Origin of the sequence: Stenotrophomonas sp. SMYL8 (assembly GCF_036320065.1) — a bacterium.
Classification (GTDB): domain Bacteria; phylum Pseudomonadota; class Gammaproteobacteria; order Xanthomonadales; family Xanthomonadaceae; genus Stenotrophomonas; species Stenotrophomonas maltophilia_A.
Genome location: NZ_JAWIRR010000002.1, coordinates 255,249 through 278,129 on the forward strand (window position 1 = coordinate 255,249; position 22,881 = coordinate 278,129).

Consider the following 22,881-nt stretch of genomic DNA (forward strand, 5'->3'; position numbering starts at 1 on the left):
CTCAGGGCGTTGCCAGCCGGCTGCGCAATGCACCGGCTGCAAGCAGGACAAGCAGGGTGGCAATGATCAGTGCGGTGAGATCGGCGAGGACACCACGTTGGGCGACGCCGGCTGTTTCGTGGAACTGGAAGCGGGGCAGGGTGTCGTACTCTTCGAAGGTCTGCGGCGCGTCACGATCCAGATAGGCCTTGTGCAACAGCCGCCGCGCCTGCCAGAAGGAGTGGACCTGTCCCTGGAAGTCGAGTGCGCGGTCGGCATCCGAGCCTGCGATGCGGTCGAGCGCGTCCTGTGTCGCGACGGCCGGCAGCAGCAGCCGCACCTTGTCCAGAACCTGGCGATGTGCGGCCTCGGCCTGCGCATGCGAGGCGATCAGGCGTTCCAGTTCCCGGTCAGCTGCAACCCGATCGGCGTAGGCCTGGCGCACAGTGTCGGAGATGACGGGGGACGGCGAATTCACTGGCGCCGACGTCGCATGCTCGCGCCGCTGGCGCGTGGCGATGTCGGACTGCATCGCCTTTACTTCGGTGGCGAACTGCATCTGTGACGGCGGCGGCGCGATCAGATTCACCGTGGCCAGCGCCAGCGACGGCGCCATGACCACGATCAGCAGCCACAGCGCGCCGGCGGCGATGGCCGCCTCGGTGGTGCGCCGGGCAAGGCAGCCGATCAGCAGTGCAAGGGCCAGCCAGAACGCGCCGTACAGGAGGACGGTCAGGGCCAGCATGGCCAGGCCCGCAGGACTGCGCGCGCCGGCCCCGATCGTCACCGCCAGGAGGATGGCCAGTGCGGGCAGCAGCACCATCAGGCCACGGGCCAGCACCTTGACCACCAGCAGGCGCGTTGCCGACACCGGCTGTGACAGCACCAGCGCCGCGATGCCGCGCTCGCGCTCACGGGACCACAGATCGTGGGTGGCCACGAGAATGACCAACGGCAGCAGGAAGACGATGACGAAGGCGAGGTCGAACCGTCCCGCAGCCCGTGCCGCTGGATTGCCGATGTCGGCCCAGACGTGCTTGAGCAGCTGGGTCGGATCACCCAGCGCGACCACATCGGCGGTGTAGGGGTAGGCGTCTGCCTGGCCGATCGACAGCGGTGCCATGGCGGCAGGCGCAAGCACCGGCTGAGTGCGGGGCAGCACCGAGGGCGCCTTGCCGACGAATGCCCGGCTGCGTTCCTGCGTCTGTTGTTCTTCCTGCTTGATCAGGGCGATGGCCGCCTCCCGCTGGTCCACCCATGCGCGGCCGTTCCACGCGGCGTAGGCACCCAGCCCGAGCAGCAGGACAAGCAGCACCGGCAGCGCTCGATCGCGCAGCAATCGGCGGATCTCATAGCGGGCAATCGACACAACGTTCATGGCGATCTCCCCAGCTTCCGTGCGGAGATGAGCACCACCACGCAACCCAGCATCAGCCAGGCCAGCAGAATGACGAGATTTCCGCGCTGCGCGGTAGCGGTACCGGCCAGGGTCTGTTGCGGCGGCCGGTAGTGCACTGAACGGGTGATGCCGGCGATGTCGGCCACGTGCTTCCCGCCTTGTGGTGCCTTGTGCAGTTTCACTTCCTGGTTGAGTGCCTGGATCAACCGATAACGGTAGTCCTCCACGCCGCGCAGGAACGCCAGATGCGCCGGGAAATCCGTGCCGGCGAAGGCGCGCGACCAGGACTGCAGCGCCAGCGTCGGCGAGGCAAGGCCAAACAGGCGCTGGGTGGCGTCCTGCTGCTGGTAGGTGGCATGCAGGCGATCGAAATGGCGGTTGTAGACGCGCGTCGAGTTGGCCTCGGCAAACTCCAGTGCCACGCCGCGGAAGTTCAGCGGCAGGTCGTCAACGCTGTCGACCCGGTAGCGTGCCATCAACGCCGCGCGCAAGGCATCAAGTCGTTTGTCGGCCGGGTCATGGCCATCCGCGCCGTTCTCCGCTTCTTCGGTCACGCCGGTCCTGAACGCTGGTGCCGAAGGGGTCGGGTACAGGGATTCGGCAACCGCAGGCGCCACCCTCGGCAGCAGCAGCGTGGACACCACCCAGAAGCCGAGCAGCACGACCAGTGACGTCCGTGCCGAGCCGGCAAGTGCCGACACCCCCACGGTAAGTGCACAGAACACCGCCAGATAGAGCAGGTAGGCGGCCGCCAGTGCGAGCAGGGCGGCAAGATCCGTGGCGTCGCCGTACTGGATGGACAGCCCCGGAAGACTGATCAGCAGCATGGCCAGCACCAGGAGCAGCGACGCGGCCGCCAAGGCAATCAAGCGCCCGCCGATCAGCACGCCGGCCGAGGCACCGGTGCCGAGCTCCTGGCGCAGCGTCTCGCGGGCGACGTCGCCGGACAGGGTCGCGAACCCGGCCAGGATGATCAGCAGCGGCGCCACCACCTGCAGCGCCCACGCCGCAGAGAAGCCCTCGAAGCGGCTGAGTGCGGTGCCACCATCCACGGCACGGTGCCGGGCCGGGTTCTGCGCGTGGCCTTCGATGAACACCGAGGTTCCCAGGTAGTCCGTCAGCCCCGGGTCCAGTGCAGCCAGTGGCCGCACAGGGGCAGCAATGGCACGCCCCACATGTGCGGCGCTATGCGGGTCGATTGTGCCCTGGCTGTCCCAGAGCCGCGCCTCTTCCTCGCTCATTGCCTGGCGCTCCTGCGCCTGCAGGGTCAGGCGTGCAGCACCACCGAGCACCGATGCTCCCGCAATCAGCAACAGGGCAAGGGCGAGCCACAGCACGCGCCGCTCGCGCCACATCAACGTGAGCTGGGTTGCCGCAACAGCAAACGCCTGCTGGATGGCCATGACGGATCGGGACAAGGCAGGGGCTTCGGCGCGCATGGCGGCTTACCAGCGGTGGGTCAGCGACATGGACAGGAAGCGGCCCAGCGCTGTCGCATTGGTGGGGTCGTAGCCGGTGTTGATGCTGTTGACGATGAACGGCGGATCCCGGTCGAGCAGGTTCTGCACGTTGAACGCAAGCGAGGTGCCACGCTGCGGGTCCGCCGATGCACCGAAGTGGTAGGCGAGGTTCAGATCTACGGTCGTCCAGGAGCTGACGTGGGGCCGGGCGACATTGGCGGGGTCGCGATAACTGTCCACGTAGTTCACGAAGATCCCCGCCGCGGCCTGCTGCCGGCTCAGCGCGATGCCACCGCGCATCTTGAGGTCCACCGGGTAGTAAACCGAATTCACCGCATCCACCTCGGGCGACGTACTGGTCACGCGCCGCTTCGACTCGATGATGTACTGCCCGGCCAGGTTCAGCCCGATGTGGGTCTGGCCGGCATCGAAGCCATACGATCCGCTGAAGTCGACACCACGCTGCCGGGTGAAGGCGTTGTTGCGGAAGCGGTTGTCGAGGATCACCTGGCTGTTGGTTTCGTCCATGCCTGGCGGCAACGCATACGGCCCCACGCGCGAGACGAACAGGCCCAGCCCCGATACGCCCAGCTGGCGTGCCTGCTGGATCTGCTGCTGCGTGGGATTGGTGGTCAGGATGTCTGCGTAAGGTGCGGTGGACTGCAGGAACAGCGACGGGAAGCTGCCGCCGAAGCCGCTGCCGATACGGTCGGCGTATTCGATGTGGTAGTAGTTCGCATCGATCTTGAGCCCCGGCAGCGACGGCGGCGCGAACGAGAAACCGCCGGTCCAGGTCTTGGCCCGTTCGGGGCCCAGATCGGGATTGCCATTGGAGAGCATCATCAGGATGGTGTTGCCATTGGCTGCACTCGGGTTGGGCACGTTCGCCACCACCACGGTGTTGTTCAATTGCATGTCCTGGTACACCGGCGCCCGGTAGGAGCGGCCGTAGCTGGTACGGAGCGAAAGCCCCTGGGTCGCCTCCCACAGCAGGCCGAACTTGGGGTTCAGCGTGGAACCGAAATCGCTGTAGTCGTCATAGCGCGCTGCGGCGGTCAGGGACAGGCTGCGCACGCCCGGCAGATCCTTCAGCAGCGGAACGTTGAGCTCGGCAAAAGCGGACCTCACGGTACGCTGCAGGTCGAGCGGCTTTTCCAGGCCGCGGTGATCGATCAGTTCATAGCCATCGCGGCGGTAGCCCGCGCCGAATGCCGCGCGAACCCCACCGGCGGGCAGGCTGAACAGCTCACCGTCGGCGACCAGGTCCAGGTAACGCGATTCGGAGTTGGTATTGGTGGGCGGCGCGGTACTGGCCGAGCTGCCGGTGATGGTGGTGCGCTGATAGGACACATCGCTCCTGCCGAACCCCGAATCCAGGCGCGCCTGCCACTGACGCGGAAGGTCCAGTGTCAGGCCGGCGAACAGGTCGAACTGGCGCGTATGCGGGAACAACCGGGTTTCGTCAGCGGTGCCGGAAATGGTGGTGTCCATCTCGCGCTTGGCGAACGAGCCGGTCACGTTCAGGGTCAGCGCATCGCTGAGCTGCTGCACGCCGTCCACGTACAGGCTGTGGCGCTTGGACCCCGGGTAGAGGTCGTACGGTTTGACCCGCACGTTCTTCGAGAAGTCCTTGTCCACCGCCGGCAGGTTGCTCTGCTTCAGGAACTCGTAGCTGGCCAGCACATGGCCGCCATCCCACGACCAGCCTGCCGACTGCGATGCCTGGTACTCCTCCATGCCACCGGCGGTGACGGTGCCGTAGCGCACAGCGGTCTCATACCCGGTGAAGTCGCGGCGCAGGATGATGTTGACCACACCGCCGACCGCATCGGTGCCATAGATGGCCGAGGCACCATCGGTGAGGATCTCCACGCGTTCCACCGCACTCAGCGGTATCAGCGAGACATCCACGTACTGGTAGCGGTTCGACGAGGTCACGCGGTGGCCGTTGATCAGGGTCAACGTGGTGCCGGTTCCCAGACCGCGCAGGTTGATGGCGGTGCCCTGGCCGAAGTTGTTGCCGGTATCGCGGTCGACGCCAAGGTTGGCGACGTTGGCACCATTGGCGCCACCGCCGAAGTTCTGCGGCAGTTTCTCGAACAGCTGCTGCACGGTGGCCACGCCGGTGCGGTCGATGGCCTCCTTGTCGATCACGATCACCGGCGAGGCGCCTCCGCCAATGGCATCGCGGATGTTGCTGCCGACCACCAGCACCTTGTCCAGAGTGGCGGTCGGCGCCTCGGGTGCTGCGCCTGCGGCCCGCGAGCGCCGGGCATCGCCGGGGTTCTGGGCGATCGCAGGCACGCTGGCCAACAGTGCAGCGGCAATGCTGAGGGCCATGAGCGCGCGTGGCATGGCAGCGGATACGTTCGTCATTCCCCGGTCCATCGATCCCATCCGAAAGTGGCCTGCGACGTGGCCACGTCGCTCCTGAATAGATATGTTATAGCATATCATTATGGGGTTGAGTCCACGCCGGAACCAGGCCGATGAAGAAGACTGCTGTTCCGCCGCCCGTCGCTGAAATCCTGGGCACGTACTGGAAGGCTGACCGCAGGCTGCTGCTGCTCATCGCCGGCAGTGTCGCGCTGTCCAGCCTGGCCAATGTTGCGGCGCCCTATCTTTTCTCACGCCTGATCGACCGTCTGCCCATCGACGGGGTCGGCGCTCTCGCGGGCGGCTTCCTGCTGTATGCGGTCATGCTTGGCGCTGGCAGCGCCCTGCAGAACACCGTGCAGTACCTGTCGTTCCTCAGCGGCGAGAATCTTGGCTTCATCACCAGTACCCGCTACTTCGCCCGTCTGCTGAAGAAGACCAACAGCTTCTTCCTGGAGTACAACGCCGCCGAGCTGCAGGTTGCAGGGGAGAAAGGCCGTGGCGCGCTGAAGATCGTGGTGCAGCTGGGGCTGGTGGCCTTCATTCCCAGTGCGCTGCAGATCCTGCTGACGCTGATAACGCTGGGTGCGTTGATCAACCGGCAGGTGGTGGCCATCGTGCTGGCCTACGGCACGGTAGCCGTCACGCTTTCCGCCATCGCTACCCGGCGCGCACGCATCCATCGCGAAGCTGCGGTCGAGGCCGGCCAGCAGAACGCGCGCTTCGTCGGCAATGCCATGAATGCCATGGAGACGCTGCGCCAGTTCGGTGGCAGCGCCTGGATGGTGCAGCGCTTCGAGCAGAAGGCCCAGGAGGTGCGCGACAGCTGGCGCGCCTACGTACTGCAGCGGATCGGCTTCATTGCGCTGCTGGGCATCGGCCTGGCGGTCGAGTTCATCGTTACCTTCCATCTGTTGCTGCCGCGCTACCAGAGCGGCGGTCTGAGCGTCGGCGACATCGTCCTGTTCAATCTGCTGCTGCTCCAGCTCAACATGCCGTTCGAGATGATCGCCCGTTCGATCGATGACGTCGCGCGCTCGTGGAGCATGCTGGCTCCGCTTTCCACCTTGTGGGCGGCGCCCGAGGAGCAGCAGGTGGCCGATGCCCAGCGCTTTGCGGGTGAAAGCGGCCGGCTGGCGTTCGAGCGGGTCAGCCACCGCTATGGCAACGGTCGCGGGGTAAGCGATGTGTACTTCGCGGCCGAACGTGGCGGCATCAATTTCCTGATCGGCCCGACCGGTGCAGGGAAGTCGACCCTGTTCAAGCTCGCCCTGAAATCGATCGATCCGCAGCGTGGCCGGATCCTGGTCGATGGCCTTGACCTGTCCCGGATCGACCGTGCGGCCTGGCATGCCGCTGTCGCGGTGGTTCCGCAGGATGTCATCCTGCTCAACGAAAGCCTGGCCGACAACATCCTGCTCGGGCGCGCGCGTGATGATGATCGGCTGCGGCATGCCGCACGCAAGGCTGCGATCCTGCCGTTGATCGAGGCGCTGCCCGAGGGGCTGGAAACCACGGTGGGCGAGCGGGGCCTGAAGTTGTCCGGCGGGGAACGCCAACGCATCGCGATTGCCCGTGCACTGTATGGCGAGCCGGCGATCCTGTTTCTGGACGAGGCAAGCTCCGCGCTGGATGAGGCCACTGAACGCGAGATCATGGACCATATCCGCGCACTGGCGAACGATGTAACCGTGGTGGCCATCACCCATCGGCGGGGCATCGTGAGCCCGACTGACCGGGTGATTGATCTCGGGGGCGATGCTTAGGGCCAGGAGGCGCTCCGCAGCCAGCGTGTTCGTCTCGACAATCGGCTATCGTGAGCGCTCTTTCCTGATCGCCCTTCAAGCGCCAACGCATGGAAGCCACTTCGATGACCGTTCGAAACAGACGTTGGTTTCATGCCTTCGTCGTGTCCGTCGTACTCCTTGGTACCGGATGCACGGGCGGAAAGACGCCATCGAAGGAACCGTGGGCAGAGATCGACGAGGTTGCGCAGACCCTGATCGAGCAGCCCTTGCTGCACTCGGCCTCCATTGGCGTGGTGTACCGGGGCAGGACCTTCATCCGCCATCGCGGCGATATGGTGGCCGGTACAGCCGGCGCGCCGACCGATGCCACGCTCTATGAGATCGGCTCACTGAGCAAGACGCTGGCCGGCACCTTGATGGCCAATGCGGTGCTGGAAGGCAGGGTGGGCCTGGAGGATGACGTTCGCACGTACCTGCAGGGCGACTATCCCAACCTGCAGTACCAAGGCCAACCCATCCGCGTCCGCCACCTGCTGTCGCACACCAGTGGCCTGCCGAACATGCTGCCGGAGCGCGCGAACACGGTACTGGAGGACTTTACCGATCACCGCACGCCGGGCGAACTCAATGCGCTCTACGCGCACTACGGCAAGACGGATTTCCTCCGGGACCTGCACGCCGTACAGATCCCGCGGATGCCAGGGAAGGAGTACGCCTACTCCAGCGCAGGGACCGAGCTGGCGGCGCATGTTCTGGAGGTGGCCTACAAGACCGACTACGCGTCACTGCTGCGTGGCTTCTTCAGCGACTCCGCGGCGATGACCGGCCTCCGGATCAGGTTGGATGATGCCGAAGCGCCGCGGTTGGCGGCCGGCTATCACAGCGACAATCCCGTACCGACCACGCCGATGCCGCAGTTGCCATGGGGCGCTTCCGGCAACGTCAAAGCAACCGTCCCGGACATGGTGAAGTACCTTCAGTTCCAACTGGCCAATGGGCCGGTGGTAAAGCAATCGCATCGCGCCCTGGCCAGATTCGACGACGAGTTCAGCATCGGCTACTTCTGGAACATCGTCGCCGGCGATCGCCAGAAGGGCGTCTACTATGCCCACCACGGTGGCGTACCGCGCTCACAGTGCTACATCTACATCATGCCCGAGCACGATCTGGGCATCTTCGTGATCACCAACCAGAGTGGCGACCAGACCGCGCATGCCATGGAAGCGGCGATCGATGCCCTGGTAGGGAAGATTGCTGCAGGCAAGACCCCATAGTCCGGGGGGGGCGCCCGGCAGCCCCCGACTAGAGCAGCAACAGTGCCCCGATCAGCGCAGGCGGCATCACCAGCGCGCCGACGCGCAGGAAGTCGAGCGCGCTGACATGCTCGCCCTCGCGGCGCAGCGCCACCAGCCACAGCATCGTGGCCAACGAGCCGGTCACCGACAGGTTGGGGCCCAGGTCCACGCCGACCAGCAATGCGGCGCGGGTCTGTGCCGGCAGGTCGGCCATCTGGCCCAGCGAGCCTGCGGCGAGGCCGACCGGCAGATTGTTGGCCACGTTGCTCAGCAACGCCGCCGCGCCACCGGCCAGCCAGCTGGCCTGGTGTGGCGATGCCTGCGCTACGGCCTGCAGCGCGCTGGCCGCCGCCTGGATGACACCGGTCTGGGCCACCGCTTCCACCAGCACGAACAGGCCGGCCACCAGCGGCAGTACGCCCCATGACACATGGCGCAGCAGCGGCAACGGACTGCGCCGCTGGCGCATCGCCACCACTGCCACGCTCAGCGTGCCTGCGCAGAACGTGGCCAGGCCGAGCGGGCCGTTCAGTGCGGAGGTCACCAGCAGCACGGTGCCGGTGAACAACACGCCCAGCGCGCTCAGCCGGCCACCTTCGGTCAGCGGGCGATGCGCCGGCGCCGCCACCAGAGGCTGCGCGATCTCGCGCCGATGCACCCAGCGCAGCACCAGATAGGTGGCACCGATCGCGGCCAGTGACGGCATCGCGAACTGTGCCAGCCACTGCATCAAGGGCGGCATGTGCTGGCCGTACACCACCAGGTTGGCCGGGTTGGAAATGGGCAGCACGAAGCTGGCCGCATTGGCGATGAACGCGCAGACGAACAGATAGGGCAGGGGATTGGTACGGGCGGCCTTGCAGGCGGCGTAGACCGCCGGGGTCAGCACCACCGCCGTGGCATCGTTGGAAAGAAACACGGTCACCAACGTGCCGACCAGGAACACGAGGTCGAACAGGCGTCGTCCCGAGCCGCCTGCGTGGCGGACCGCGTACAACGCCAGCCAGTCGAACAGGCCTTCGCGCCGGGCCAGCTCGGCCAGCACCATCATGCCGACCAGGAACAGATAGACATCGCGCCCCTCGGCCACCGCGTGCAAGGTCGTGCCGAACGACATCGCTCCCAGCAGTGGAAGCAGAAGGGCAGCCCCCAGTGCCCACACATATTCCGGAATGCGGAACGGCCGGAACAGCAGGCCGACGGTGGCAACGGCCACGGCCGCCCAGATGAGGAAAGAGGAGTAGGAAACGAGCATCGGGCGGGGTGTATCAGCGGCGCCGACGCGTACCTCGCAGGAGCGCGCCCGCTGCAATCACGGCAGTTCGGGGAAGGCGGCATCATACTCCGTGAGCTGCGCCCGAGTTGTGGAGCCCAGTCCATGCTCGTCTGCTTGCCGCATGCCCCCGGCACCCACGCTCCGCGAACGTTTTCTTCGGGCGCTCTTCACCGTCGCTCCGCTTAGAGTGAAGGCCACTCAAAGTGTCACGCATGGAATCAACGATGTCCGAATACCGGGACTGGATCTTCAATGCCAACGGCCGAACCCTGGTAGCCCGGGTGGAGCTGGATGGCGACGGCGGCGGCACCATCAACCGCTACCAGTTGACTCCGGGTCCCGCGCAGTCCGGGCTGTGCATCAAGGTAGCCTCGCAGGCCGAAGCCGCAAAGAAGCTCGAAACCGAGGTGGAGAAGCTGCTCGGCCCAGAGTGGTGAGAGGGCTTCGCTACGGCAGAAGCGTTGAGAGGTCGCCAGCGCAAATCCACAATCTCATTCCATGCGACGGCCGACCGTATTCTTCGGGCCATGCATTCACCCTCCAGCCCTCCCGATTTCATGACCGCTACTCGGCCCTCCGGCTGGGTGCAGAGCGGTGACCGCTGGGACCTGTGGTGGAACGGCCGCTGCGTGGCCAACATCGTGCCGCATGCCGTGCTCGGTGTCCGCCTGTTCCTCGACGCGCGGAAAATGTCACAGACCAAGGTGGTGGCTGCCGCAAATGCGCGGCAGGCCAAGCGCTACGCCGAACGCTGGTGCGCCGCCCGGCTCTGCCCGCAGTTGCGGTTGCGCGATGCGGTGGCGCGGCTGTTGGATGCCGGTACTCCACCACCTTCCGCGCTCACGCGGGAGCAGCGGCAGCAGGCCCGCCGCCTGGCCGAGGCCGGGTCGCGTGAGATGGGCCGGATCAAGGAGGCGCTGGCGCTGAGACGGACCCCTGCGATGTCGCGAGCGCAGGAGCAGGCACGCCCGCTACCCAGATAGAACCTCGGCCACGTGGTCCTGCGCGCACCTATAATGCCGCCCCCAGCCTCGATCACTTGCTGATCGAGGCACCTGCCGGGTCTACCTGCGGCATCCATCTGGAGTTGATCAAGAATGCAGACGTTCACGGAAGAATGGATTGGCGCCCTGCGGCGCGTTGCACTCTGTGCGGGGCTGGCTGCCCTGGCCTGTAGCACGCCTGCGCTTGGCAATGACAACGCAGCCGAGCGGGATCGCGTGATGGCTGCGGCGAAGACCGGCAACGCGGAAGCCCAGAATGAACTTGGGGACAGGTATCTGCGCGGCGCAGGCGTCGACAGGGACGCAGCGAAGGCAGCGGACTGGTACCGCAAGGCGGCCGATCAGGGCTATGCGCCGGCACAGTCCATGCTGGGTGTGCTGTATCTGCGAGGCAATGGCGTGCCGAAGGATTCCGCTCAGGCCCTGCACTGGGTACGCAAGGCTGCCGATCAGGGCAATGCGGACGCACAGTCCGATCTCGGGATCATGTACCTGCAGGGCCTGGGCCCGCAGCAGGATGATGCCCAGGCTGTCCTGTGGCTCCGCCGAGCCGCTGAACTCGGCTCGCCGGCCGGGCAGTACAGCCTTGCCAATCTCTATCAGAAGGGACGCGCCGGCCTCACGAAAGACGAGGCCCAGGCCATGCAGTGGTATGCCAGGGCAGCCGTGCAGGAGCTCGGCCTAGCGGGAGTCAAGGAGGCCCGTCTGGAGCTGTGCCTGAATCGCAAGGAGAACGAGGTGTGGTGTGCCGAGATGGACACGCCCGGCGCGTTTGGCCCGGTTGAAGCATTCACAGCGGCTGCCGATGGCGGTGATGTGGAGGCGCAGACCAGGCTCGCCCTGATGTATGCCAAGGGTATCAGCGTACAGAAGGATGAGGCCCGATCCGCCGACCTGTATCGCAAGGCGGCAATGGCGGGCTACGCGCCTGCACAGGCCGAGCTGGGATACCTGTACTCCATCGGGCGCGGGGTGCCCAAGGACCAGGAAGAGGATATCTACTGGACCTGTGAGGCTGCAGCGCAGGGAAACCGCAGGGCGATCCGCAATCTGGCCATCAAGCAGACCTACGATCTGTTCGATCCGAAGGAGTGCCCCGAGCGGCGCGCGCGCAAGCGCTGAGTGCCGATGCGTCCGGACCCCGCACAGAGGTCCGGACGCAGATCGCTTGCAGCGGTTACGCCGAGAGCTCCTCGCGCACGATCCTGGCCCCTTCGCTGAGCGCACGCAGCTTGCCCCGTGCCACGTCACGGGCCAGCGGCGCCATGCCGCAGTTGGTGCTCGGGTAGAGCTTGTCGGCATCCACGAACTGCAGCGCCTTGCGCAGGGTGTTGGCCACTTCCTCAGCCGTCTCCACCGTGCTGGAAGCCACGTCGATGGCGCCCACCATCACCTTCTTGCCGCGCACCAGCTCGATCAGATCGATCGGCACGTGCGAGTTGTGGCATTCCAGCGAGATGATGTCGAGGTTGGAGGTCTGCAGCTTCGGGAACGACTCTTCATACTGGCGCCATTCCGAGCCCAGCGTCTGCTTCCAGTCGGTGTTGGCCTTGATGCCGTAGCCGTAGCAGATATGCACGGCAGTCTCGCACTTCAGTCCTTCGATCGCACGCTCCAGTGCGGCCACGCCCCAGTCGTTCACTTCGTCGAAGAACACGTTGAAGGCGGGCTCGTCGAACTGGATGATGTCGACGCCAGCGGCTTCCAGCTCCCTCGCTTCCTCGTTGAGGATCTTCGCGAATTCCCAGGCCAGCTTCTCTCGGCTCTTGTAGTGCGCATCGTACAGGGTGTCGATCATGGTCATCGGCCCGGGTAGTGCCCACTTGATCGGCTGCGTGGTCTGCCGGCGCAGGAACTTCGCATCCTCCACGAACACCGGCTTGGGGCGGCTCACGGCGCCGACCACGGTCGGCACGCTGGCGTCGTAGCGGTTGCGGATGCGCACGGTTTCGCGCTTCTCGAAATCGACGCCGTTGAGGTGCTCGATGAACGTGGTAACGAAGTGCTGCCGGGTCTGCTCACCGTCGCTGACGATATCGATGCCGGCGTGCTGCTGTTCCTGCAGGGACAGGCGCAGGGCATCCTGCTTGCCTTCGGTCAAGCCTTCATCCTGCAGTTTCCAGGGCGACCAGAGCTTTTCGGGCTCCGCCAGCCAGGAGGGCTTGGGCAGGCTGCCGGCGGTGGAGGTGGGGAGCAGTTTCTTCGTCGACATTGCGTTCTGTGTCCTGGGGCGAATGGAGAATCGATGGATCAGCGGGCAGCCCACTGCTCAAGCACGGCGCGATACGGCTTGATGAAGTGCTCTTCGGTGAATTTGCCCTGCTTGACCGCCAGCTGGCTGCGCTCTTCGCGGTCGTAGACGATGCGGGTGGAGGAGTAGTCCTGGTGCTTCAGGCTGGGCTGGTAGACCTTGCCGGCCACGGAATTGGCGTTGTAGATCTCCGGCCGGTAGATCTTCTGGAATGCCTCCATCGTGCTGATGGTGCCGATCAGTTCCAGGTTCGAGTAGTCGCCCAGCAGGTCGCCCTGGAAGTAGAACGCCAGCGGCGCGACGCTGCCTGGCGGCATGAAATAGCGCACCTGTAGGCCCATCTTGTCGAAGTACTGGTCGGTGGGGGAGAACTCGCCCTGGCGATACTCCACCCCCAGGATGGGATGGTGGTTCTCGGTACGATGGTAGGTCTTGCTGCTGGAGATGCTGATGCAGATCACCGGCCCCTTGCTGAAATTGGCGCGGTAGGCCTCCGATTCCAGGAAGTGCTGGAACAGCTTGCCGTGAAGATCACCGAAGCCTTCCGGAATGCCGAAGGTGGCCTTTCCCTCGTTGCTGGCCGGCAGTACCACGCTGAAGTCGTAGTCGCGCACATAGGACGAGAAGTTGTTGCCGACGATGCCTTCGGTGCGCGTGCCGGTACGCGTGTCGACGATGGTCGGCCGCAGCACTTCGATCAGCGGGAACGGATCGCTGCCGTCGGCTCCATCGATGTGCATCTCCACCGAGATGATGTCCAGCTCAACGGCGTAGCGGTCCGCACTCGGGTTGTCCCAGTGCGCCAGGTCGTTGAAGCGGTTGTTGATCATGCTGATCGTGTTGCGCAGGTTCTCCTGGCGGGACTCGCCGCGAGCCAGGTTGGCGAAGTTGGTGGTGATGCGCGTGCCGTCAGCGGGCTGGTAGTCCTCGTTGAAAGGGATGCGCGTGATGCTGAAGGTGAAGTTCTCGGTCGTCATGGGCGGCGTTCCGGTTTGCGGGGTGACATCCGAATGCAGGGTGCTGGCATCCGGTATTCAGAGAATTGCGGCGGTCTCGCCGATGGCGGGCGCTGCGCGATGGGACAGGGCGAGCAGGGGCAGTGCCCGCTGCACCGCCAGCCGTGTGCGCTGGATCAGTGCCTCGTTGTGGACGCGGCCCTCGGCGAAATCGCGGTCGGTGGCGTAGACGCCGAGGGGTAGGGTGCGCGCCTGAAAGAAGCTGAAGAGCGGCCGCAGCTGATGGTCGATCACCAGCGCGTGGCGCTCGCTGCCGCCGGTGGCGGCCAGCAGGATGGGGGTGTCGACCAGCGCATCCTGGTGGATGAAATCGAAGAAGTGCTTGAACAGGCCGGTGTACGAACCGCGGTAGACCGGCGTGGCCACCACCAGTACGTCCGCCTGTTCAACGGCCACCAGCTGCCGCTCCACAGCCTCGGGCAGCTGCGAGCGCCACAGCGCACCGGCCAGCTGCGGCGCCAGTTCGCCCAGCTCGATCAGGTGCGGCTCGCAGGCAACGTCCTCGCCGATCAGGTCCAGCAGGTGCTCGGCCAGGGTCGCAGCCCTGGAGGGGCGCTGCAGCCCGCCGGAAACGGCGACGATACGGAGGGGGCGGGTCATCTGTTCGCTTTCAGCAGGGGAGGGAGCTCCTTCGGGCGATCTGCGGGGGGCGCAGTCCTGCAGGCCGGCGAGGTGGCCGGGCTGGCAGGCAACCGAAGGCATGACCCGATCCTAGTCATGCCCTTCCATGACGTAAAATGGTATTACTTCACCAATCCATGAGCAGGATTCATCGTCATGCTGGAACGGATCCACCTCAGCATCGTGCAGCAGGTCGAACAGCAGGGCTCGCTCACCGCGGCCGCCGGCGTGCTCAATCTGACCCAGTCGGCGCTCAGCCACAGCATGAAAAAGCTGGAGCAGCAGCTCGGCACCGATGTCTGGCTGCGCGAAGGCCGCAGCCTGCGCCTGACCCAGGCCGGGCAGTACCTGCTGGCGGTCGCCAACCGGGTGCTGCCGCAGCTGGACCTGGCCGAGGAACGGTTGGGCCAGTTCGCGCAGGGCGAGCGTGGCGCGCTGCGCATCGGCATGGAGTGCCACCCGTGCTACCAGTGGCTGCTGAAGATCGTCTCGCCCTATCTGGCCGCGTGGCCGGATGTGGATGTGGACGTCAAGCAGAAGTTCCAGTTCGGCGGCATCGGCGCATTGTTCGGCTACGAGATCGACTTGCTGGTCACCCCCGATCCGCTGCTGAAGCCGGGCCTGAAGTTCATCCCGGTGTTCGACTACGAGCAGGTACTGGTGGTGGCCAGCAACCATGCCCTGGCCAAGGTGGACCACGTAAAACCGCGCCAGCTCGGCCAGGAAGTGCTGATCAGCTACCCGGTACCGTTCGAGCGCCTGGACATCTACAACCAGTTCCTGCTGCCGGCCGGCATCACGCCGCGGCGCCACAAGACCATCGAAACCACCGACATCATGATGCAGATGGTGGCCAGCGGCCGTGGCGTGGCCGCGATGCCGCGCTGGCTGGTGGAGGAATATGCCGCACGCATGGACGTGGTGCCGGTGCGCCTGGGGGCGAAGGGCATTCCCAAGCAGATCTACCTGGGCGCGCGCGAGGCCGATACCGGTATCGACTACCTGCAGGCCTTCGTCGAACTGGCGCGTAACAGCACGCCGATTGCCGGCAATGTGGGCGGAGCGCGTTGATGCCGGCCGGTACCTCATCGCAGGCGGACGCCTTCATCAACGCCTTTTCATTGGAAGTCAGCGCGAAGGCCATGCCGGCACTGCGCGCCGAGGCGGCCCGCATCCGGCGCGGCACGGTCATCTCCATTCCCTGGCTGGCCAGCGAGGACGACGATGCACGCCTGGCCGCCGCACGCACGGTGCGCGAGCTCGGCTTCGCGCCGATGCCGCATCTCTCCGCCCGCCGCATCGGCTCGCACGCAGCGCTTGAGCGCTTTCTGGAGCGCGCCACCAGCGAAGCCGGGATCACCCGCTGCCTGCTGGTCGCGGGTGACCTGGCCACACCCGCCGGGCCGTTTGCCGACAGTGCTTCAATCATCCAGACCGGTCTTCTGGAGCACTCCGGGATCAAGGTCGTTGGTATCGGCGGGCACCCGGAAGGCCACCCGGTGATGAGCGCTGACGATCGCTGGGAGGTGCTTGGGCGTAAATGCCAGGCCATCGAAGCGCGCGGCATGGCCCCCTTGGTCGTCACCCAGTTCGCCTTCGATGCCGATACCGTGCTGGCCTGGCTGGAAGCACTGCGCGCGCGTGGCATCACGGTTCCGGTGCTGGTTGGCGTGCCGGGGCCGGCCAGCATCACGCGGCTGCTGCGCTACGCCACGATGTGCGGCGTGGGTGCCAGTGCCTCGGTGCTGGCCAGGTATGGCATCTCGATCGGCCGGCTGCTGGGAACGGCAGGGCCGGAGGTGTTCATGGATCGCCTGCTGAGTGGGCTGACGGACGCCCATGGCCCGGTCAGCCCGCACTTGTTCCCGTTCGGCGGTATCGCGCCATCGCTGGAGTGGGTGGAGCAGTATCGGCGGAGCATTTACAGCAGCGGCGGCTGAAAATCCGGGCAGCGGCGCATCCCAAGATCGAGGCGCTCTGCAATGCGCTGGGGATTGATGTCTCCGGCACGATTGATCAGGACCACGACCGTTCTTCGTTGCGCAGGAACGTGCCGCAAGTACCCAGTAAAGCCTGCGGTTCCGCCTCCGTGACCGACTACATTGCCGTCATCGGCAACCTGCCAGCCGGCCCCCCAGCCCGCCTTGCTTCCGTTGGAAAGAACCGTGTCGCACCACATGCGCCTCAGCGCACCATCAGGTAGCAGCCGACCCTGGTCCAATGCCACAGCAAGGCGTGCCATGTCATCGATGCTCGCCAACAGGCTGCCGGCCGCCCACGCCGAACCCGCAGCAGTGGGCGGTGGGTCGTGCCACTGGCCATCCTGGAATAGATGCCCCTGGGCAATCCGGCGCCGATCCTCTGAGCGGCGCGGTCCCGCGTCGCGCATGCCTAGCGGCGACAGGATCTCTTCCTGGAGAACGTTCCAGTAATCCATGCGGGTTGCATGTTCGATGGCCAGACCGAGCAGAATGTAGTTCGTATTGGAATAGGCATGCCGCGTACCTGGCGCAAACTCCAGCGGGATCTGCTCCACCCCTGCCAACAGTTCACGGGGTTGCGGACTCGTCGGCATCAAACGCAGGAAGTTGTCTTCATTCAAATAATTGGGAATGCCGGAGGTATGGCTCAGCAGCCGCAGCAGTGAAGTGGATGCCCACTCTGAAGGCAGTCCCTCCACATACAGGCCGATGGGCGCCGTGACGTCGAGCAACTGTCGCTGCTGGAGCCGGAATACCAGCAGCGCCGTGAACACCTTGGTGATCGATCCCAGCTCGAACACGGTATGGCGATCAATCGGTGAGGGCCGGGTGTCAGTGCGTCGGCCAGCCGCGGATAGTGCGGCGATGCGCCCATGATCTACCACAACGGCCGCCAGGCCAGGCTGTTGCTCGGCCTGCAGCAGCGTGTCCAGCGAACTGCAGCTGCCTGGAGTACTCCGGCTCGCCAGTGCAGACCGGGCAGGCAGGCCGCAGCCGGCAGCCAGTAGTGCTGCACACAGGTGGCGCCGGACAGGATCGTTGCGCATGGCGTATCAGCTCGCAGCGGCATTGTGGCAATGGTATCGCGGGTCGAGCAGGCCGAGCAGATGAGGCGGGTGTCCCGGGTAGGTCCGTACTGTGGCTGTTGGCAGCGTGGCGCGCCGACACATCACCCACGAAGGCTGACAGCTGTCACTGGCTGCAACCCAGGCGGAAGCGAATAGTGAGCGCCAAGGCGAGGGCGCCTCGCCACCACTCAGCCACCACTCACCAAGGGGGACCGCTCATGAACATGCTCCAGCAACTCGCCGCACAGACGCCGATCTGGGTCTGGCTGCTCCTGGCCTTCCTGATCACCCGCGGCATCGCCGCCATGAAGCCAGGGGAGACCTCGCTGCAGAAGCTGGCGATCGCGCCCGCCCTGTTCGCCGCCTGGGGTGCGTGGTCGATCAGCCATCGCTTCGGTGCGTCGCCGACCGCCTGGGGCGAGTGGTTGGCCGGCATCGGCACCGGTGCGGCACTGGGATGGCTGCTGCTGGGCCACGTGAAGCTGACCCTGGATGGCGCTACCGGAAAGCTCTGGCGCAGCGCGGACTTCAGCCTGCTGCCGCTGCTGCTGGTCACCTTCCTGGTGAAGTACGGCTTCGAAGTTGCATTTGCAGTGTCGCCGTCGCTGACCGCCAACGCTGGCTTCAGCGCCGCCTATCTCCTGCTGGCAGGTGGGTTCACCGGCCTCTTCGTCGGCAAGTACTGCCGCTATCTGGCCTCGTTGCGACTGGGCGAGGCAGTTAAAGGGGTTGGGGTCGCAGGCTGAAACCAGCTCCGTCGTGACGCGTCACATTAATAGCCCCAGAGGGTAGTGCCGGCCGCTGGCCGGCACCCCTTGTCCCCACGGGCTCCAATCAACCCGCATGCCCGCAATCAACGCATTCGGCAGGTCCCGCTGGCGTCCAGCACCATCACTGGTGGGCTGCTGCTTGCATTTCATGACGTGGCCGGGACGGGGTAGGGAGTTCCAATTGCAAATGACTCTCACTACACTTGCGGCATCCCACCCCTTCCGCCGCCTATGGCGGCCAGAACTCCGGCTCCCAACGTGAATTCCCCGCCCCACCTGTGCAGACCGCAGGCATTTGCCCTGAGGGTGATGTGTCCACGCTAGGCCGGGGCACGGGCAGCAACGCGGATCGGGCCTCGTCCACGGAGGCGGGCATTCCGGAAGACGCCTCGCCAATGGGCGGGAACCTCCTTGCGAAAGCCTATGCCCGCTGGCGCGGGCCCATTCTGCGCAGCCTTGCGCGTGTCAGAGGTGCGGACGGTGAGGACGCCCTGCACGACGGTGCAGTCAAGTGGCTGGCGGCAAACCCTGCACTGGCCTCGTGCGACCAGCAAGGCGCCTATTTCCGGCGGACGGTAATGAACACCGTGGCCGATGAATATCGTGAGCACACCGCAGGCCGCCGTCTCCAGACGCTGCCGCTGGCAGATGCCGAGGATGCGGGCCAAGCCATCGCCAGCGATGAATCACAGTGCCCGTTGCAGCTCAGCGCCCAGCGGCAGCGCCTGGAGCGCCTGCGAGAAGCGCTGACCGAGCTGCCCGAGCGCCAACGCGAGGCATTCGTGCTCTGCCGCTTCGATGGGCTGACCCAGGAGGACGTTGCCGCTCGCATGCAGATCTCCCGCCGCATGGTGGTCAAGCATCTGTCGCGAGCGGTTGCCTACTGCGAAGTGCGGGTACGCTATGCGTCTCTGGCACAGATGCAGGAACTGCATCGCCCGATCAATGCGGGCGAGGCGTTGGCGCCTGCCATCGATGCTGATTTTCCCTGCCGATGACCGATCTCCCTTCTGCCGCAGGTTCCGACCCGTTTGCCCTGCATGAGGCGGCCGCCGCGTGGATGGTGCGGCGGCAGGATGCGGACTGGCAACCGGAAGAAGAGGCGGCCCTGCAGCACTGGCTGGCCGAGAGCGAAGCGCACCGACAGGCGTTCGCCGACGTGGCCAGAACCTGGCACGACCTCGGCCAGTTGCCGCGCCCCGTGCTGGCCTCGGACCCGCATGCGGTGATCGCCCCAGCAGTACCTGCACCTGCCGCTCCACGGCGGGGCAGGGCGGCGCGGCGTGCACGGTCGTGGCGCCTGCCACGCGTTGCGGCGGCTGCGGCCGTGGCGATGCTGGCCTTGGGGTACGTCGGCTACGGTTGGTACACCGCGCCCAGCTACGTACAGGACGTGGCCACCGGTGCGGGCGAGATACGCGATCTTCAATTGCCGGACGGCTCACGGATTTCACTCAATGCACGCAGCACGCTGGCGGTGCATTTCTATCGATCCCGTCGTGAAGTGGTGCTCAGCCAGGGCGAGGCGTACTTCGAGGTCGCCCCGGCGGCCGACCGGCCCTTCACCGTCGATGCCCAGCGCAGCCGGGTGACGGTGGTCGGCACGGCCTTCAATGTGCGCAATGGGCCGGGCGAAGTCGTGGTCAAGGTGCTGCATGGGCACGTGCGGGTACAGCCGGATCGCGCCGAAGGCACCGCGCCGGTCAGCCTGCACGCTGAACAAGGCCTGGCCGTTACCACGCTTACAGCCGCCTACCGCTCCATTGCCGCCAGCGCAGACAGCATTGGCGGCTGGCGCAACGGGCGCCTGGTGTTCCGGCGCACCCCGCTGGACGAAGTGGCGCAGGAGGTCGGGCAGTATCTGGGCCATCCCGTCACGTTGGGCCAGCCAGGGCTGAAGTTCCTGCCGGTCTCCGGCTACGCAGCCACCGATGCCCCGGCCACCTTCCTGGAAGCGCTGCCGGATCTGTTGCCCGTGCAGGTGACCCGCACTGCCCAGGGCGGCTATCGCATCGACGAACGGCCTGTCACCCGCTGACGCCGGAACGAAAATTTCTTCCGGCGCGGGTTCCCACCCCACCGCCATTTTCCGTTTACCCCAGTGAGGCCAGTAGCGGCCAAGCATGATGGAGCGGTAATGGGGTACATGAAGATCAAGCGCGCACTTGTTGCTGGCGCGTTCTCTACGGGGGTACACGCCAAGCGGCTGCCGTTGCTGGCACTGTGCATTTCCAGCGCGCTGGCAGCGCCAGCCATCGCACAGGCGCAGCCGGCTGCGCGCGTGCAGTTCAATATTCCGGCGCAACCGCTGGATGCCGCACTGCGCCGCTTTTCCGAGCAGTCCCGGCAGCAGGTGCTGTTCAGCGAATCGGCGGTGGCGGGCCGTCGCGCCCCGGCCTTGACCGGCAGCTACACGCCGCAGGAGGCACTGGCGCGCCTGCTGGAGGGGAGTGGCGTGCGTGTCAATGCCACCCGTCCGGGCGTGTTCACCCTGGCCCAGGAAGCAGCAACACCTGCGCGCAGCAAGGAGGCCCAGACCACCCTGCAGACGGTGAACGTCACCGCCAATGCGCCAAGCGATGGCGCTTACACGGCACGTGAGCTGAGCCTGGGCAAGCTGGGGCAGAGCATCCGCCAGACCCCGCAGTCGGTCAGCGTGATCACCCGCCAGCAGCTGGACGACCGCAACCTCACCACGCTGGACGAAGCGCTGGCACAGACCACCGGCGTGACCAAGACCGCCCGCAACTTCGGCAACCACAAGTTCTCGATCCGCAGCTTCACCGTGGACGACAGCAACTATCTGGTCGATGGCGTGGCCGGCATTGTCTATGCCCCGGTGGGCTGGCTGCCGATCGACACCGCCGTGCTGGAACGGGTTGAAGTGCTGCGCGGTGCCGGTGGCATGATGCTCGGCGCGGCCGACCCCAGCGGAGCAATCAACATGGTGCGCAAGCGCCCGCGCGACCAGGCTCATCTGGATCTGGCCGCCACCGTGGGCTCGTGGGACAACTACCGCGTCGAGGTGGATGGCGGTGGCCCGCTCAATGCTACCGGCAGCGTGCGCGGCCGACTGGTCGCCGCCTATCAGGATCGCGACTACTTCCAGCGGGGCACCTCATCGAAGACGCCGGTGGCCTATGGGGTGATCGATGCCGATCTGGGCACGGATACCACGCTGACCTTCGGCCTGCGCCATCAGGCCAGTAACACCGACGGCTACTGGCTGTTCGGCCTGCCGCGCTACACCGATGGTGGTGCGCTGGACATCAAGCGTTCCACCTCGCTCATCCAGGACTGGAACCGGCAGGAGGGCTCCGTCGACGAAGCCTTTGCAGAGGCGGAGCACCGCTTCAACGAACGCTGGAAGGCACGCCTGTCGCTGAACCGCACCGAGTCGGACCTGGACCAGCGTGTTGCAGTTCCGCTGGGCGGGGTGGACCGCGCCACCGGTATCGGTTCGCGCTTCTATGACATCTATTTCAACCGCTCGCGCGTGCGCAGTGATGGCATCGACCTGCACACCACCGGCAGTTTCGACGCCTTCGGCCGCAGCCATCAGTTGCTGCTGGGCGCGATGTGGTCGCGCCAGCGTACCCGCCAGAGCTCGGCGGACCTGGCCATCGACGTGCCGATTGATGTCTACGCACCCGACCACAGCGCCATCGCGCAGCCGCTGCAGCCCGCGTGGGACTGGTCAGAAAACGCCCGCGCCCAGCAGAGCGGCGTGTACAGCAACCTGCGCCTGCAGCTTGCAGAACCGCTGCACCTCACGCTGGGTGGCCGGCTGAGCTGGGTGAAGTACCAGTCCAGCGATGGCTTCACCGGCGCCAAGAGCCGCGACTACGAACAGAAGCACGAATTCACCCCGTACGCCGGCCTCGTCTACGACCTGGGTCCGCAATGGTCGGTCTATGCCAGCTACGCCGATACCTTCCAGCCGCAGAGCTCGTACGTCACCGCGTCCGGCTCGGTGCTGGATCCGGCCATCGGCGCCAACTACGAGCTGGGCGTGAAGGGTGAGTTGAACGATGGCCGCCTGAATGTCTCCGCCGCAGTGTTCTCCATCCGCAAGACCGGCAACGCCGTGGTGGACGAATCCGACCCGGGCAGCTGCCGTGGCTCGCTGGCGTCGTCCGATTGCTACCGCAATGGCGGCAAGCTGCGCAGCAAGGGCTTTGAGCTGGAGGCCAGCGGCGAACTGGCACCGGGCTGGCAGATGATGGCGGGCTATACCCACGTCACCAGCCGCGACGATGAGGGCGCGACCATCAGCGCAGAGACGCCCCGCCACCTGCTGCGCCTGTCGACGTCCTACCAGCTGCCCGGCAAGTGGAACGCGTTCTCCGTGGGCGGGGGTGTATCGGCACAGAGCAGCTACTCCTATCCGGCCTACGACGACCCGGACTGGCGCATGGGTGCAGCAGGACGTGCCGTGTGGGACCTGCGTGCCGGCTACCGGATCAATCCGCGCTGGAGCGCGGGCCTCAACGTAGCCAACCTGTTCGACACGCGCTATTACGCGATGATCAGCCAGATCCGCCGCGGCAACTTCTTCGGCGAACCGCGCAATGTAATGCTGACGCTGCGCGGCTCGCTGTGATCTTCCGAAACCGGCGGGGCAACGGCCTGCCCGC

Annotated in this window: 18 protein-coding genes and 1 pseudogene; 11 read left to right on the forward strand and 8 right to left on the reverse strand. The window is 65.8% G+C overall.

Annotated features, from left to right (window positions below):
* Position 1: 1 nt before the first annotated feature.
* From V3B25_RS03210 to V3B25_RS03220, 3 genes are read right to left on the reverse strand one after another with little or no spacing between them, the layout of a single operon-like run.
* The gene (locus tag V3B25_RS03210; RefSeq protein ID WP_329810050.1) at positions 2-1,357 is read right to left on the reverse strand and encodes an ABC transporter permease subunit; all 1,356 of its coding nucleotides are present in this window, start codon (positions 1,355-1,357) and stop codon (positions 2-4) included.
* Entirely contained in the window at positions 1,354-2,796 is a 1,443-nt protein-coding gene (locus V3B25_RS03215) for a DUF3526 domain-containing protein (RefSeq protein ID WP_236494450.1), read from the reverse strand. Before V3B25_RS03215 ends, V3B25_RS03210 begins: the two co-directional genes overlap by 4 nt.
* A 27-nt stretch (positions 2,797-2,823) precedes the next feature.
* Positions 2,824-5,214: a TonB-dependent receptor gene (locus V3B25_RS03220; protein WP_329810051.1), complete on the reverse strand. Its 2,391-nt coding sequence runs from the start codon at positions 5,212-5,214 to the stop codon at positions 2,824-2,826.
* Positions 5,215-5,327: 113 nt separating this feature from the next.
* Here V3B25_RS03220 and V3B25_RS03225 point away from each other — a divergent pair, with 113 nt between their 5' ends.
* Both V3B25_RS03225 and V3B25_RS03230 read left to right on the forward strand, forming a co-directional pair.
* Positions 5,328-6,980 (forward strand): ABC transporter ATP-binding protein, encoded by a 1,653-nt coding sequence (locus tag V3B25_RS03225; RefSeq protein ID WP_329810052.1) that lies wholly within the window; start codon positions 5,328-5,330, stop codon positions 6,978-6,980.
* Between the two features lie 104 nt (positions 6,981-7,084).
* Positions 7,085-8,236: a serine hydrolase domain-containing protein gene (locus V3B25_RS03230; RefSeq protein WP_329810053.1), complete on the forward strand. Its 1,152-nt coding sequence runs from the start codon at positions 7,085-7,087 to the stop codon at positions 8,234-8,236.
* 28 nt (positions 8,237-8,264) lie between these two features.
* On the opposite strand, the gene V3B25_RS03235 is transcribed toward V3B25_RS03230, so the two are convergent.
* On the reverse strand, positions 8,265-9,512 hold the full coding sequence (locus V3B25_RS03235; RefSeq protein WP_329810054.1) for an arsenic transporter: 1,248 nt from the start codon (positions 9,510-9,512) through the stop codon (positions 8,265-8,267).
* A 245-nt stretch (positions 9,513-9,757) separates the two neighbouring features.
* On the opposite strand from V3B25_RS03235, the gene V3B25_RS03240 reads away from it, so the two are divergent.
* The 3 genes and pseudogenes from V3B25_RS03240 to V3B25_RS03250 all read left to right on the forward strand — a co-directional run bounded on the left by V3B25_RS03240 (position 9,758) and on the right by V3B25_RS03250 (position 11,659).
* Positions 9,758-9,970, forward strand: coding sequence for a hypothetical protein (locus V3B25_RS03240; RefSeq protein WP_012511105.1), 213 nt, complete (start codon positions 9,758-9,760; stop codon positions 9,968-9,970).
* Between the two features lie 24 nt (positions 9,971-9,994).
* Positions 9,995-10,462 (forward strand): annotated as a pseudogene (locus V3B25_RS03245) (hypothetical protein); the annotation flags it as partial.
* 168 nt (positions 10,463-10,630) lie between these two features.
* Positions 10,631-11,659 (forward strand): tetratricopeptide repeat protein, encoded by a 1,029-nt coding sequence (locus tag V3B25_RS03250; protein ID WP_329810055.1) that lies wholly within the window; start codon positions 10,631-10,633, stop codon positions 11,657-11,659.
* A gap of 55 nt (positions 11,660-11,714) precedes the next feature.
* Here V3B25_RS03250 and V3B25_RS03255 read toward each other — a convergent pair whose 3' ends face one another.
* Genes V3B25_RS03255 through msuE form a run of 3 tightly spaced genes read right to left on the reverse strand, consistent with a single transcriptional unit; the run spans position 11,715 to position 14,404 of the window.
* Positions 11,715-12,749 (reverse strand): methionine synthase, encoded by a 1,035-nt coding sequence (locus tag V3B25_RS03255; protein ID WP_049422263.1) that lies wholly within the window; start codon positions 12,747-12,749, stop codon positions 11,715-11,717.
* Positions 12,750-12,787: 38 nt separating this feature from the next.
* On the reverse strand, positions 12,788-13,765 hold the full coding sequence (locus tag V3B25_RS03260) for a DUF1852 domain-containing protein (RefSeq protein WP_329810056.1): 978 nt from the start codon (positions 13,763-13,765) through the stop codon (positions 12,788-12,790).
* A gap of 57 nt (positions 13,766-13,822) precedes the next feature.
* Positions 13,823-14,404: an FMN reductase gene (gene msuE / locus V3B25_RS03265; protein ID WP_329810057.1), complete on the reverse strand. Its 582-nt coding sequence runs from the start codon at positions 14,402-14,404 to the stop codon at positions 13,823-13,825.
* A gap of 177 nt (positions 14,405-14,581) precedes the next feature.
* Between msuE and V3B25_RS03270 the strand changes: the two genes are divergently transcribed.
* Both V3B25_RS03270 and V3B25_RS03275 read left to right on the forward strand, forming a co-directional pair.
* Positions 14,582-15,496: a LysR family transcriptional regulator gene (locus V3B25_RS03270; RefSeq protein ID WP_154352622.1), complete on the forward strand. Its 915-nt coding sequence runs from the start codon at positions 14,582-14,584 to the stop codon at positions 15,494-15,496.
* Positions 15,496-16,365, forward strand: a complete 870-nt coding sequence (locus tag V3B25_RS03275; RefSeq protein WP_154352621.1) for a methylenetetrahydrofolate reductase — start codon at positions 15,496-15,498, stop codon at positions 16,363-16,365. The genes V3B25_RS03270 and V3B25_RS03275 overlap by 1 nt, the downstream gene beginning before the upstream one ends.
* Here V3B25_RS03275 and V3B25_RS03280 read toward each other — a convergent pair.
* A complete protein-coding gene (locus V3B25_RS03280) occupies positions 16,347-17,453 on the reverse strand; it encodes a serine hydrolase domain-containing protein (protein ID WP_329810058.1) in 1,107 nt (368 codons plus the stop codon). The two genes, V3B25_RS03275 and V3B25_RS03280, sit on opposite strands and share 19 nt — an antisense overlap.
* A 239-nt stretch (positions 17,454-17,692) precedes the next feature.
* Here V3B25_RS03280 and V3B25_RS03285 point away from each other — a divergent pair, with 239 nt between their 5' ends.
* The 4 genes from V3B25_RS03285 to V3B25_RS03300 all read left to right on the forward strand — a co-directional run bounded on the left by V3B25_RS03285 (position 17,693) and on the right by V3B25_RS03300 (position 22,847).
* Positions 17,693-18,220: a DUF6622 family protein gene (locus V3B25_RS03285; protein ID WP_154352619.1), complete on the forward strand. Its 528-nt coding sequence runs from the start codon at positions 17,693-17,695 to the stop codon at positions 18,218-18,220.
* 335 nt (positions 18,221-18,555) lie between these two features.
* Positions 18,556-19,242: a sigma-70 family RNA polymerase sigma factor gene (locus tag V3B25_RS03290; protein ID WP_329810059.1), complete on the forward strand. Its 687-nt coding sequence runs from the start codon at positions 18,556-18,558 to the stop codon at positions 19,240-19,242.
* The gene (locus V3B25_RS03295; protein ID WP_201119232.1) at positions 19,239-20,282 is read left to right on the forward strand and encodes a FecR domain-containing protein; all 1,044 of its coding nucleotides are present in this window, start codon (positions 19,239-19,241) and stop codon (positions 20,280-20,282) included. The genes V3B25_RS03290 and V3B25_RS03295 overlap by 4 nt, the downstream gene beginning before the upstream one ends.
* A 108-nt stretch (positions 20,283-20,390) precedes the next feature.
* A complete protein-coding gene (locus tag V3B25_RS03300; RefSeq protein ID WP_329810060.1) occupies positions 20,391-22,847 on the forward strand; it encodes a TonB-dependent siderophore receptor in 2,457 nt (818 codons plus the stop codon).
* The last annotated feature ends 34 nt before the right edge of the window (positions 22,848-22,881 follow it).